General features: G+C 59.7%; 9 protein-coding genes. 4 read left to right on the top strand and 5 right to left on the bottom strand.

Annotation, left to right across the window (positions count from 1 at the left end; all coding sequences use genetic code 11):
* Positions 1-74: 74 nt before the first annotated feature.
* Positions 75-3,071, top strand: coding sequence for a hypothetical protein (locus ACO6TG_RS14465; protein ID WP_422378812.1), 2,997 nt, complete (start codon positions 75-77; stop codon positions 3,069-3,071).
* Between the two features lie 69 nt (positions 3,072-3,140).
* Here the strand turns inward: ACO6TG_RS14465 and ACO6TG_RS14460 are convergent, their stop codons facing one another.
* From ACO6TG_RS14460 to ACO6TG_RS14445, 4 genes are all read right to left on the bottom strand, one after another.
* Entirely contained in the window at positions 3,141-4,118 is a 978-nt protein-coding gene (locus tag ACO6TG_RS14460) for an ATP-dependent carboxylate-amine ligase (RefSeq protein ID WP_422378811.1), read from the bottom strand.
* Positions 4,119-4,135: 17 nt separating this feature from the next.
* A complete protein-coding gene (locus ACO6TG_RS14455) occupies positions 4,136-4,783 on the bottom strand; it encodes an outer membrane lipoprotein carrier protein LolA (RefSeq protein ID WP_422378810.1) in 648 nt (215 codons plus the stop codon).
* A 93-nt stretch (positions 4,784-4,876) separates the two neighbouring features.
* Positions 4,877-7,636: a DNA translocase FtsK 4TM domain-containing protein gene (locus tag ACO6TG_RS14450; RefSeq protein WP_422378809.1), complete on the bottom strand. Its 2,760-nt coding sequence runs from the start codon at positions 7,634-7,636 to the stop codon at positions 4,877-4,879.
* Positions 7,633-8,856 (bottom strand): aminotransferase class I/II-fold pyridoxal phosphate-dependent enzyme, encoded by a 1,224-nt coding sequence (locus ACO6TG_RS14445; RefSeq protein ID WP_422378808.1) that lies wholly within the window; start codon positions 8,854-8,856, stop codon positions 7,633-7,635. Before ACO6TG_RS14445 ends, ACO6TG_RS14450 begins: the two co-directional genes overlap by 4 nt.
* 158 nt (positions 8,857-9,014) lie before the next feature.
* Between ACO6TG_RS14445 and ACO6TG_RS14440 the strand changes: the two genes are divergently transcribed.
* From ACO6TG_RS14440 to ACO6TG_RS14430, 3 genes are all read left to right on the top strand, one after another.
* Complete coding sequence (locus tag ACO6TG_RS14440; RefSeq protein WP_422378807.1) at positions 9,015-9,620, top strand: DUF922 domain-containing protein; 606 nt, start codon at positions 9,015-9,017, stop codon at positions 9,618-9,620.
* Positions 9,621-9,685: 65 nt separating this feature from the next.
* The gene (locus ACO6TG_RS14435; protein WP_422378806.1) at positions 9,686-10,339 is read left to right on the top strand and encodes an SGNH/GDSL hydrolase family protein; all 654 of its coding nucleotides are present in this window, start codon (positions 9,686-9,688) and stop codon (positions 10,337-10,339) included.
* Positions 10,340-10,591: 252 nt separating this feature from the next.
* Positions 10,592-12,103 (top strand): hypothetical protein, encoded by a 1,512-nt coding sequence (locus tag ACO6TG_RS14430; protein ID WP_422378805.1) that lies wholly within the window; start codon positions 10,592-10,594, stop codon positions 12,101-12,103.
* Positions 12,104-12,269: 166 nt separating this feature from the next.
* Here ACO6TG_RS14430 and ACO6TG_RS14425 read toward each other — a convergent pair whose 3' ends face one another.
* A complete protein-coding gene (locus ACO6TG_RS14425) occupies positions 12,270-12,788 on the bottom strand; it encodes a hypothetical protein (protein WP_422378804.1) in 519 nt (172 codons plus the stop codon).
* Between the last annotated feature and the right edge of the window lie 55 nt (positions 12,789-12,843).

The following is a 12,843-nucleotide window of genomic DNA, read 5'->3' as shown; positions in this document are numbered from 1 at the left end:
GCGTGTAACTGCGGTAAATTTTTCCGCAAATATGCTCACCTCGCGCAACCGGTCGGGACTAAGCGGGGATGGTCATGAGACGGCTTGTTGCTTTGGTCTGGTTTTTTGCGGCGATTGGCACCGCGATGGCTCAAGGTGAGCCGGTTCGTCTGATCGAAACCAATGGTGCGTCGATCAAGCTGGTGCACGACGCAGCGGAGCGTAAGACGGTTCGTGTTCCTGTGATGTTGACCGGTGAAGGCGAAAAAGCCGTTTTTGCTCGCGTGGTTTCCGCCAAACTAGATACCACGCGACGGGCGGCGGCGCTCTATAGCGCCTGCACCCTTGCGCCGGCCGACGGTTCCGGAATCTGGACCATCGATCTCAGCACCAACGAGGACGCTTTTGCGGATGGGGTCCACGAATTGTCGGTGCTGATCTGGACCGACGCCGACCAACGGTCCAGGCAACCGGACTGCGATGGCCAGCCGCTGGTCGAGGGCAAGCCGGCTTCAGTCGCCCCGGTGACAACCTGCGCACCGACGAGCTGCCAGTGGCAGACCTTTACGATCACAGCCGAAGCCGAACCGAAAGTGATCCGCAAAGGCAATCTCCTGACCCTGCTCAACGGCACCAGCCGGACCTTGCCGTTCGACAGTAAGGGCGCGCCATTGGAGGCGAAGTTCAATTTCGCCTCCGGCGAAGGAGTGGCGGCCGAAAAACTCTGGATTTACCAGGCCGCAACGACAGCTTCGGACGGATCCGCCGAGGATGGGGTTTTTGACGCCTGCATCACCAAGTCGAAGGACAGCGGCACCGAAGTGCCGCAAATCAAGCTGAAACCGAGTAAGGCGAGCTACAAGGCAGCGACTTATTCCGTCACGCTGGATCTGGTTCAGGCGTCCGGACCTGGGACGCTTTGCGACACGCCGGGAACAACCGAACCGGAATACAAGCCCGAAACCTGCAAGCAGGCATCTGAACGGGGAACCGAACTGAAGTGCCAGCGCATCACGCTTGAACTGGAGCGTAAAAACGCGGTTCTGGCGACGCCCGCCAAGATCCGGATCAGCATCACCCGCGTTCCCTTTGTCGAAATGATCTCGGGTCTAAACGTCTTTGGCCGCAGCGTTGGTGACTGGTGGCCGGCACGGCACCATCCTTTCAAGATTCGCGAGACCGGTTATGTGGCCACTGCCGATCTGTCGCCTACCGATCGAGAGGTGCGGCTCTCCCGAGACGGGAATGCAAAGGACATCGCCACGGTGAAATTCGCCGAAACAAGCGACCCGGACGAGGAACTTGGAATGATCGGTCCCGGCCAGGTGATGGAGCTCAAACCCGTAGCCTATGCGCTTCCAGTGGGGTTGGGCAGCTACGGGACGTATTCGGGCTCGATGAAAATTCAATCAGCACATACGGATGCGGCGGAAAAAAGTGTCGACGTGGAACTGGATGTCAGGCTGCCCCAGATCGCTTTGGTCCTTGCCATCATTGGTGGCATCATTTTGGGATATTACTACCGAAAGCGGTTCGAAACCGGTCTTGACCGCGACCGGGAGATGATCCCGACCCGCCAGTTCATGAACAGGCTGACGCGCATTCGGCAGACTGCGCGTGATGCTGATTTTTTGTCGAAACTGGAAAAGATTATCAATGATCTGCAGATCGCAATGCACGATCCGGAGGCCACGGACGTGACAATAAAGGCCAAACGGGAAGCGGCGGTGTCAGAGCTGAAGTCTGCGGAGACCACCCTGGCACAGGCTATCTCGACTGCTGACGCAGCGCTGGCGCCCTGGAGTTCCGCCATGACGCCCCGGTTCGCGGAACCTGGAACCGTTCAAGATGCACTGAAGCCGATACGAGCCCATATTGCGTCTCTACGTGCCGACCTTGGTGCAGAGGATGCTGCGACTGTTTCCGGTCTCTTTGGCGTCAGTCGCCTGCCCGATCTTGCCAGGCAAGGCCTTGGTCATGTGCAGGTCTGGTTGGATGGTCACGCGATCGCGCTCAAAAAGGCCGAAGATCGCTGGAATCCGGTCCTGGCCGGTTTGTCCAACGATAAGCAGTTGCAGCAAGCGGTCATTGAGTCCCAGAAAAAACTGGCACTGAGCCCGACACCGGAGGCGTCCGAGGTGACGGCGGCAATGGCGGCCCTGTCCGAGATGTTGCGCAGCTACGAAACAACCATGCGCCGCCTTCTTGTGCAGGAGCTGGGGCCGTTTCTGTCAGCGCTAGATGAGACCGCGCGTGATGCGATGATCAAGCGGCAAGAAGAAAACAAAACCAATCCGGATGTGGAGATCATAGACGTTCCGTCCGGAAAAATGATGGAGATCCTGACCACGGTGCAGTCGATGGCCGCCGCAAGTTCCTCCGACTGTCCAGTCGCTGAGTTTACAGGTGCTCTGGCGCAACTGCATGCAGTCACGGCGGATGTTGCACGGGCACTGGCCGAACTCGGGCGTATCGGCAAAATTGAACCACCCAGCGACGACAACGCCGTCGCGAGGGCCCATGAAGCCTGGGAACAGGGGAAGCTAGTGGTAGAACCTGTATCACGGCGGAGCCGGGGCGCGATGTCCTTGGTACAGACGGTTAGGTCGGGACCACAATACCGGATTGTGGCGCCCGCCGTGATCTATCCCGGTGAAGCGCAACTTTGGGCGCTGGAGGTTCTGGATGCTTCAGTGGCTGATCCTGAAGACATCAGCTGGTCACTTGAACCGAAGGACGCCGGCGAGCAGGAAGTCATCACAAGTGGGTCCAGGGTCTTTTTTCGGATCGAGACAGAGGCCAAGGTCAGCGTCGATTTCACGTCAGATGGCCAGTCAATGCATCTGGAAGAACCGGCAAAGCCGATCGAGACCAGCCAATCGAGCGGTCTCGGGCCGCTGCGGGAACGTATATGGAAAGCGGTGCAGAGGCGAACCGTCGTAAATGGTGTACTGATCACCATTTTCGGGGTGTTTGCGCTGGATCAGTTTCAGACGGGGTATCTGGCGCTTGTCCTGGCACTCGCTTATGGGATGGCCGCCGATGTTTCGGCTGACCGGCTGAGTGCGGTCTTGACCAAGAAACCCACTTGATCCGACCGCAAGCGGTCCTGCGGTCGGCGATCGTGCACCAGGTGCAGTCGGTCGCTCGGAAAAGGGGCACTATGGCCAGAACATGGCTTCAAACAGCGTCTCGTAGACCTGCTTTACCGCAGCCGTTTCTTCCCAGCCCTGGCGATAGAGATTGCTGAGACCGGGGGCGGCGTTGACCTCCAGCACCACGGCAGTGGTGTCCGGGCGCTGTTCGAACGGGACGATCAGGTCGATGCCCGCATAACGCAGGCCGAGCGTCTTGGTGGCCAGTCGGGCAAGGGCGTGGAGATCCGGTGCGAGACTTGCCGTGATGATCCTGGCCGAGCCGCCCGAGGACAGGTTCGAGACCGGCAACAAGGTCACGGTCTGGCCAGCCACCGGCACGCTTTCCAGCATCAGGGCCTGTTGCGAGAGTTCGAAGTCGATGCGGCCGTCGGACGGATCAATGCTTGGATGTGCATCGACCAGTTCCGCAAGGCTGCTGACGCCGTCGCCGGTAACCTCGGGCGCACGGCGTTCAAAGGCGCACAGCACCTCGCCGTCGAGCACCAGGACCCGAAGGTCCAGGCCTCGGATTTCCTCCTGGACCAGCATGGCTTCGTGGCGTTTGGCCTGGAGATGAAGGGCGTTTTGAAGGCTGTGATAGGTGTCGACCCGCATCACGTCGCGGCCTTCCTGACCTTCATTCGGTTTGACGAAGAGCGGAAATTCGGTTTCTTCGGCGAAGTCGAGCACATCTTCAGGTGGCCGCTTGCCGCTCCGGATGCTGGTGGCCGGGACAAAGTGGCTGGCCGGAACGGCAATGCCCGCGTCCTTTAAAAACCGACAGGTATAGGCCTTGTCATTGGCGATCTCGGCCGCGCCATAGGGATTGAGGTCAAACCGCGTGCCCTTGAAGAACCAGCGTTTGCCCGTGGGGCTTTCAACATGGCCGGCATGGCCATGGGGGTCACCGGCCGTGACACGATAGCCTTTGCCGGCGCAGAAGGCCTCAAGCAGCTGAAAGACGACGGAGCGTCCGCCGGACGCGGTTTTCTCAGAAGTCACCGGATCGGCCGCGCCGGTCAGTTCTTGTTCTGGCGGGCATTCGCCAGATAGTCGATCTTGAACAGGTCCGGATTGGTCGGGCCGTTGGAGACAACGTTATAGACAGCGACCGAGGTGTCATACCCCTGCTGGTCCGTGACGGTCCATTGTTTCAGGGCATAGTCCTTGGCATCGAAAATCAGCGTCAGCGTGCCGGAGTTGAACTTGGTCTTGTCGAAGATCGTGACCGTGACCAGGTCCTCCTCCACCAGCACGTTGGTGACATTGGTGTCGCGCTGCAGATCGATGGAGTCGGACAGAAGGAAACGCAGGGGCGTCTGACCCAGCGGCCAGATATCCTGGGTGTTGAGCTTGCGGTCGCGCACGGAGACAGACTTGCCGTCGGCGACAATGTCGAGCACGGAGGGCTTGTTGTAGTAGAAACGCACCTTGCCCGGACGGGCCATGTAGAACTTGCCGTCCGACTGGCTGCCATCCGGACCGAACTGGATGAAGTCGCCATGCATGGTCTTCACCGAGTTGAAATAGGTGTTCAGGTCGGTGAGCGTCTTCTGTTCCTGCTCGGTAAGCGCTGCTGCCGGAAGCATTGCAGAGAAGGCGAGAACCGCGGCCAGACCGGTCGCCGCAATCGGTTTGAGCAGGCGGTGTGCGAGGCGTTTCAGCATGATGCAATGTCCTAAATCAGTTCGTGCCGTTTGGCTTTGCTCTTAGGTAGTGATCCTGTGTGGCAAAGCTTTGGCAGGTTTTACCCTAACACATCAAAAGTCTTCTTCGACGCCGTTTTGCACGAGAATCTCGCGTTTTCCGGCATGGTTGGCGGCGCTGATCAGGCCTTCCTGTTCCATCCGCTCGATCAGGGAGGCCGCCCGGTTGTAACCGATCGACAGGCGCCGCTGAACGTAGGAGGTCGATGCCTTCTTGTCGCGGAGGACAATGGCGACCGCCTTGTCGTAGAGCTCGTTGCCCTCGCCGCCGCCGGCCAGGCCGCTGCCACCGTCATAGGGGCTGTCGCCCCCGTCTTCCTCTTCCGTGACGGCTTCCAGATATTGCGGTGTGCCCTGGACCTTCAGATGCTTGACGATGTCCTCGACCTCGTCGTCGGACACAAACGGGCCGTGGACACGCTGAATGCGGCCGCCGCCGGCCATGTAGAGCATGTCGCCCATGCCGAGCAGCTGCTCGGCGCCCATTTCGCCAAGGATCGTGCGGCTGTCGATCTTCGAGGTCACCTGGAAAGAGATCCGGGTCGGGAAGTTTGCCTTGATGGTACCGGTGATGACGTCCACGGACGGACGCTGGGTGGCCATGATCAGGTGGATGCCGGCGGCACGTGCCATCTGGGCCAGACGCTGGATTGCGCCTTCAATGTCCTTGCCGGCCACCATCATCAGGTCGGCCATTTCGTCGACGATGACAACGATATACGGCATGGCCTCGAGCGGCAGTTCCTCTTCCTCGTAGATCGGCTGGCCGGTCTCGCGGTCAAAACCGGTCTGGACGGTGCGTGTGAAGCTCTCGCCCTTCTCGAGGGCCTGCTTGATGCGGGTGTTGTAGCCGTCGATGTTGCGGACGCCCATCTTGGACATCTTCTTGTAGCGGTCTTCCATCTCGCGGACGGTCCACTTCAGCGCAACAACGGCCTTGTTCGGATCGGTGACGACGGGTGTCAGCAGATGCGGAATGCCGTCGTAGATGGACAGTTCCAGCATCTTCGGGTCGATCATGATCATTTTGCACTGTTCGGGCGTCAGCCTGTAGAGCAGAGACAGGATCATGGTGTTGATCGAAACGGATTTACCCGAACCGGTGGTGCCGGCGACCAGAAGGTGCGGCATGCGCGCCAGATCGGCGACGACGCTCTCGCCATTGATGGTCTTGCCGAGCGCCAGCGCCAGCTTGGACTTGGATTTTTCGAAGTCCTGGGCGGCCAGCAACTCGCGCAGGTAAACGGTTTCGCGCCGCGCATTGGGCAGCTCGATGCCGATGGCATTCTTGCCTGGAATGACGGCCACGCGAGCCGAGATCGCGCTCATGGAACGGGCAATGTCATCGGCAAGGCCGATGACGCGGGACGACTTGATGCCGGGTGCCGGTTCCAGTTCATAAAGGGTGACGACCGGGCCGGGGCGAACTTCGATGATCTCGCCGCGCACGCCGAAGTCTTCCAGCACCCCTTCCAGGATGCGGGCATTCTGTTCCAATGCATCGGCGGACAGGCCCGGAACCTTGCCGCCGGCCTTCGGTTCGGCCAGCAGCCTCAGGGGCGGCAGCTCGTATTCTTCCGGCGCACCAAGGAAGGACGGCTGGGCTTCTTCCAGTGCCCGTTTGCTTTGTTTCGGGCGCGGTGCCGGCGGAATGACCCGGCCCGCCGGTGCGGATTGGGCGGGGGCTTCCGGTCTGGCAGGTGCCTGGTCAGGCGGCGGTGCGATGCCGACCGGAACCGTCGGCCGGCCGGAGACCGGGCCCTTGTCGATCATGAGATCATCCGGTTCGAAGCTCTCGCCGTCTTCGTCAAAGGGCGGCTCGGCATAGGGATCTTCGTCGTCGTCGGGATGCTGGCCGCGCTCATAGAACTCGTCGAGACCGTCATCGTCCTCGGGCATCAGACGGCCGGTCAAGACCCGGCGGAAGGCCTTGAGGCGGCTGCCCTGCCGGCTGTCTTCGGGCTCGTAATCCGGTTCCAGCTCGTCGTCGTCCCAGGTTTCCTCTTCCTCCTGAGGCCGGGCGCGTTTGAAACCTGTCAGGCGGCGCAGGTGAGCGGCGGTCTGGAGGCCGACATGTCCCATCTGGCCGACAAACGCACTGGCAAAGAGGGCAAGGCGGGATTCGCCTTCTTCCTGGTCCAGGCCGAGATCTTCCTCGATCGATTTGCCGTGACCCTTTGCGGTTGGCGCGGGCTCCGTGCGCGGAGCCGGGGCACCGGCGTTGCCCAGCCAACCGGCAGCAGCCAGCAGGAAGAGAATGGCGGGAACACCAAGTCCGAGGCCGCCGACAATGGTGGCTGCGCCACCGGTCATGTTGTCCGTGATAAGCGCCGGGAACCGATGCACGTAATCGCCGAAAAAGCCGCCGAGACCGGTTGGCAGCGGCCAGCTGTCGGGCACCGGCAGCGCGGCAAGCGCCCCGGCGGCAAGGCTTGAGCCGACCAGCCAGTAGGCCAGGCGTTTGCGGCCGATCCCGAGTTCGTGTCCGGCGAGCAAACGCCAGCCCCAGAGCACCAGCGGAACCAGAAACACGGCCGTGGCAAGACCGATGGTCTGCATCAGGATGTCAGACAGAATGGCGCCCGGTGTGCCGAGCGCGTTGCGCACGGGGCCGTCCGTGGCGTGATTCAGGCTCGGGTCGCTGACCGACCAGGTGGCAAGGCTTGCTGCCAGCATTGCGGCAAGCGCAATGATGCCGAGACCGGCTGCCCCGACGAGATTGCGCCGCAGAAACCGTTTGATCGGGCTTTCGGTATCGAGAAGATCGACCGAGGCCCTGCGGCCGTTGCCGCGAGTTGCGCTGGCCCGCCTCATTCTGTCTCTCCCATCCAGTTTGCCAAACGTCGAAGGGCGATTTCAGCCTGCTCGAGCGGTGCCGCCAGGCTGATGCGAATGTAGTTTTCGCCGGGATTGCTGCCGTCCGACTGGTCGGAGGCGAGGAAACGCCCGGGCAGCACCTTCAAGCCGGCATCGCGCCAAAGCGCCTTTGTGACCGAAACCCCGTCGCCCCAGCGGCTGACATCCAGCCAGAGGAAAAACCCGGCTTCGGGCGTAACCGGTCCGAGGATCGGGCCGAGAATGCGTTCTGCGGCCGCGAATTTCTCATTGTAAAGACACCGGTTCTCGATGACGTGGGCTTCGTCCTGGTAGGCGCGCACGGCGACAGCCTGTGCCGGGAGCGGAACCTGAGGCGCCGCCAGTCCGCGGAATTTTGCCCATCGTTTCAGGAACTCCGGATCGCCTGCGGCAAATCCGCATCTAAGGCCGGCCAGGTTGGAGCGCTTGGAAAGGGAGTTCAGCACGACAATATTGGCAAAGCCGTCTCCCAGCGGCAGGGCCGCTTCCAGAATACCGGGAGGCGGTGTGTCGCGGTAGATTTCCGAGTAACACTCGTCGGCAAAAATCATGAACCGGTGCTTGCGGGCCAGTTTGATCAGACGCTGCCAATAGGCGATGTCGGCGACATAACCTTCCGGGTTGGTGGGCGATGCCACGTAGAAGGCAACGGTGCGGTCGAGCAGGTCATCGTTGAGACTGTCGAGATCGGGCAGGAAGTTGTTGCCCGCAACCGCATCAAGCAGGACGGCTTCGCCATCGGCCACATGGGCCGCGGCGGCGTAGGTCTGGTAGAAAGGGTTGGGCAGGATCACCACCGGATGGTCCAGTCCCTTGTCCAGCTGGTCACGCGCGGCGATGGCGCCGAAGGAAAGGCCTTCACGGGACCCGTTGAGCGGAAGGACACCATGATCTTCGTCGACGGCGCCGCCGAGATCATATCTCTTGTCCAGCCAGGCCGCGATGGCCTGCCGAAACTCCTGCGAGCCATTGATCGGCGGGTATTTTCTAAATCCGGCCATGTTTTCCATCAGCACTTCGGCTGTAAACGACGGAATGGCATGCTGCGGCTCGCCGATTGTCATGATAATCGGGTCCAGACCTGCGGCCTCTCCTTCCAGGAGTTCGGCAAGGCGCTGAAACGGATTGGAACTCGGCAGAGAAACACCGCGCTGGTAAGGCTTTGGGCTGGCAGTCATCTAGGATCCGGCAGTCGTGACGCATAACTTCGCGTTCACCCTATCGCCTGCATGGTAAATCTCTTATTAACCAAGCAGGCGAGGGGCGTTTTTCCTGATTGCAATTATTGCTCGTGCCGGTCAGCCTGACCCGCATTGAGCGATGATCTGGAGCCGCCATGTGGACCACCCTGCTTCGTGTTCAGTTTGTCTGGTTGATGGTGACCCTTACTCTGATCCTGGTCCTGCTGCCGTTTCCCGCGCTTGGCGATGTCACGATCAGGAGCCAGACCAATCTTTACGAAATTGGCGGCGGCACGGCGGAAGAGCTGATCGAAGAAATGGCTCAAAAAGGGCCTCTCGATGTATCCGGCTCGACACGCCATTGGGCGCGTACGAATTGGCGGATTTCCTGGCAATACCGATATGTCTACCGGGACCAGACATGTGTGATGACCACAGTCTGGACCGAGCTGGACCTGGAATTCATCTATCCGCTCTGGACCCGGAAAGCCGGCGCTTCCGCACGCCTCAAATCGTCCTGGGGAGCGATGATGCGCGAACTGGAAGCGCATGAGCAGGGGCATGCGGACATGGCGATCGACATGGTGGAAGACATTGACAGGACGCTTGAAGCCATGGAATCCGACATCAGTTGCGAACGGCTCAATGCGGACGCGAGGCGGTTCGGACAGGACAAGCTGGCTGAGCTGCGGCAACAGGACATCGACTATGACCGGGAAACGCGCCATGGCGCCACCACCATTCCGCCCCTGCGCGATTAGACAATTGTTTTCATTCAGCTACAGTCCGGAATGGTGCAGATGCTGCACCAGTTGGAGGACCACATTTGACTGAGCAGCCATTGACCGTCGTCTGTTTCGGCGATTCCCTGACCTGGGGCTTCAACCCGGCCGACAAGACCCGTTACGGGCATGATGTGCGCTGGACACGGCTGCTGCAAAAAGAACTCGGGCCGGATTTCCACGTGGTCGAGGAAGGCATCAACGGGCGGACCACCGTTTTCGAAGACCCGGTTCGCGGCGACAAGAACGGGCTGCAGCATCTGGCCGGTGTCCGCAAGACCCATATGCCCATCGACATCCTGATCATCATGCTGGGCTCGAACGACCTTCAGGACAGGTTTGGCTTGAGCGCCGACGCGATCGGCCTGGCCATGGGGCGGGTCCTGTTTGCCGCAACGCAGCCGACGGATGATGTCGAAGGCAGGGCACCGAAGATCCTCTTGATGTCACCACCGCCGCTGGGTGATTTCACAGGCAAGGAATATGCGGGCGTCTATTCGAATGCGCATGGCGGTGAACAGTCGAAGCGGCTGGCCGGCGTTTATGAGCGACTTGCAAAAGACTATGGGGTGGCGTTTTTCGACACGGGAACCGTGATTTCAGCCAGCCAGGTTGATGCCATTCACTTCGATGCCGCGCCGCAGGCGGGTCTGGCAATGGCGATCGCGGCACAGGTGCGCAAGTTGGCGGCGGACTGAAGCCAACAGGATACCTGCCGCTACGCGTCATGATTGTTTGAGCCGAACGTCAAAAGATTGCTAAATACAGCTGCCCGCAAGGTGCAGAATTTGCAAGAGAAAGCCTTGCGCGACGATCCTATCTGAAAGCGTGGCTACGCTTGCAGATTCACCAAGTTCATTAGTCTTCGATTCAGATTGCAAACCTATAAGTTGTATCTGTCCGCCGCGTGGCGGCCAATTGACTAATAAATTTCGGTCGGAGCATCCTTCATGTATCGTTGCATCGCTGCCATCTCGGCTCTCTTGATTGCCGCCAATCCCGCATTTTCCCAGACGTCTTCAACGGCTGAAGACCGAATTCGAAAGCAAGTGAGAGACGGTCTGGATGTGAAGGTCGTTCAGAAACGCGTTTACGACTCTTTCTTCAGGGCGGCTCCAGCAGGCAGCCTGACGCGCGAAATGGCGGTCACCCTGCAGCAATACAGCGAGGCCAAAAAACGACTCGGCACCCGCTCGACACTTCTGCGAAACGATCTGGACGGCAATGGGGAGGTCTCGGCCCAGGAGGTTGAACGCATCCGAAAGGTGCTTGTGGGAGGCGATCGAGAATCGTTTGAAAACATGCTGCTCGATGTTGATGCAGACCAGAACGGCGCGCTGTCCGAAGCTGAAATTAGAGCCCGGATCGAAGCGAAAGTGGCAGAATTGCGTGAAACGGGTGGTCATCATCGTTTCCAGGCTGGTGACCTGATGGAATTCGACGTCGACGGCGATGGGACCGTTGTTTTCGAGGAGTTGAAAACATCAATCAAGCGCATTGCGAATGAAGGCCTTAAGGACAGGGAAGTCCATCTGTCCAAACGGTCCGCAGCGCCCGATCGTCGTGAAACCGCTAGCGTCTGCAATTTGCAGGAGCCGTCATCCGAAGCGCAGCTGGTCTATATCGGCGGTTATCGTGGGACAGCAGTGTCCTCGGTGGCTGTTTCCGGCCTGGATGAGGATACAAGCTTCGGGACGATCGAGATTGAGAAGGGCACTGAGCCGCTCTACATTCTGGCCGCTGTCAACGATTCAACCGTCATGCAGATAACAGGTGCAATCGATCGTGTGGAGAGATTTGTCGCCGGCGGCCACAGAGGTATGGGTGTCGTCGGGTTGCCTGAAAGTGTCGTGGACTTTACGCCGTTGCGGGATTGTAATGTGCCAATTGCCTATCGGCCGGACTCCTCAAAGTGGATACAGGCAAAGGCGTTGCTGACCAATGCATTTGGGCGCGAAGTCAACATGTTAAGCGGTTACAGGGTGAACCGACTGGCAGTGCCGTCAGGAAAGAGCCTGCAGGCTGAAAAAATGCAGACGGCCAGTGGAGGTCTTGTGATCCAAACGGGCAACCGCCGCTTTCGCATGACGGAAGAAGGTCTTGAGGAGATGGAACCGCTGGACACGTCTTCCGCGTATTACAGAGACCTGATCAGGACCTATCCCGATGGCGTGGCAAGCGTAATTCCAAAGGACGTCGTGACCAACGGCAAGGCAGAACCGTATGAAGTGTTGCCGCTTCAGGCGGGGCTCGCCCAACTCATGCAAAGTGGGGCCTTGAGCAAACTGAGCGACGGCGCTCTTTCGATCGACAAACCAATCCCGCGTTTTCCCGCGGGTTTGACGGGAGGCCACTCCGTAAGGTTCGTTCTTCGGCGGGGCGTGCCAATGCCTGAAGGCAGCCCCGGCCATTCAAGCGTGCTTATTGAGGAAACAGGAGAGTGCGTGGGTAGCCGGTGCTGAGCGAAACGGATGAATGAGCAAGCACCAAACCGCGCAACGATTGCAGCATAAGCGATGCGGTCAGTTGTTCGTGTCGGGGCCTGGATTTCCCAATGATGCTGGTGGGTTGGTTTCAACCCGCCAGCAACCACGATTTGTCTGGTGAGGCTTCGGCGGCGGCCGCCGATCAGCTTTGAAGTTTCGCAATCGCCCTGCGGATACGAACCTTCACAGAGCCGGCGGTTTCCCTCGCCTGAGCTTCCGTCAGCTGCTTGATCGTTTCGTCACGCCTCAGTGAAAACCGCTCCGCCAACACGGCCAGTCCATGCCACGCCCAGGCGCGGACAAATGTTCGATCAGACCTCAACGAGCTCTCAACGAAATCCGAAACGACATTTTCCGAGTCTTCCGGCAGATCGAGATGCTCCAGATATTGCAGCACATGCAGGCGGGCCTGCCAGTCATCGATCGCCTCAAATTGCAGAATATGACTGCGAGCCAGATCCGGTTGAAGGGCCGGTCCCTTCCGGTCGAAGTGATGTTTTAGCAGCCAGGTGACGCCTCGGTGAAACTTGCGGTCGTTGCCCAGGGCGATCAGCCCCGGCAGAAAGTCCGGTCCTTCGTGAAACTCCAGGAAGAGACTTTCAAGCGATGCGGTGTCCTTGCCGTCCCAGAGGGTCAGGCTTTTCTGAAGCGTGTCTTGCATCTCGTCACCGGTTTGAGCCGCCAGAGCGAGCGTGTCACCCCCTGTCAGCAGATCT

The sequence above is a fragment of the Roseibium sp. genome, from assembly GCF_965233565.1.
In the GTDB taxonomy this organism is placed as follows: Bacteria; Pseudomonadota; Alphaproteobacteria; order Rhizobiales; family Stappiaceae; genus Roseibium.
The sequence above is the reverse complement of the archived record's forward strand: the minus strand, read 5'-3'. Positions and strand labels throughout refer to the sequence as shown.

What these genes read in the sequence shown, in the direction of transcription:
- ACO6TG_RS14465 (WP_422378812.1), top strand. Translation starts at nt 75, where the DNA reads ATGAGACGGCTTGTTGCTTTGGTCTGGTTTTTTGCGGCGATTGGCACC.
- ACO6TG_RS14455 (WP_422378810.1), bottom strand. Translation starts at nt 4,783, where the DNA reads ATGCTGAAACGCCTCGCACACCGCCTGCTCAAACCGATTGCGGCGACC.
- ACO6TG_RS14450 (WP_422378809.1), bottom strand. Translation starts at nt 7,636, where the DNA reads ATGAGGCGGGCCAGCGCAACTCGCGGCAACGGCCGCAGGGCCTCGGTC.
- ACO6TG_RS14445 (WP_422378808.1), bottom strand. Translation starts at nt 8,856, where the DNA reads ATGACTGCCAGCCCAAAGCCTTACCAGCGCGGTGTTTCTCTGCCGAGT.
- ACO6TG_RS14440 (WP_422378807.1), top strand. Translation starts at nt 9,015, where the DNA reads ATGTGGACCACCCTGCTTCGTGTTCAGTTTGTCTGGTTGATGGTGACC.
- ACO6TG_RS14430 (WP_422378805.1), top strand. Translation starts at nt 10,592, where the DNA reads ATGTATCGTTGCATCGCTGCCATCTCGGCTCTCTTGATTGCCGCCAAT.
- ACO6TG_RS14425 (WP_422378804.1), bottom strand. Translation starts at nt 12,788, where the DNA reads ATGCAAGACACGCTTCAGAAAAGCCTGACCCTCTGGGACGGCAAGGAC.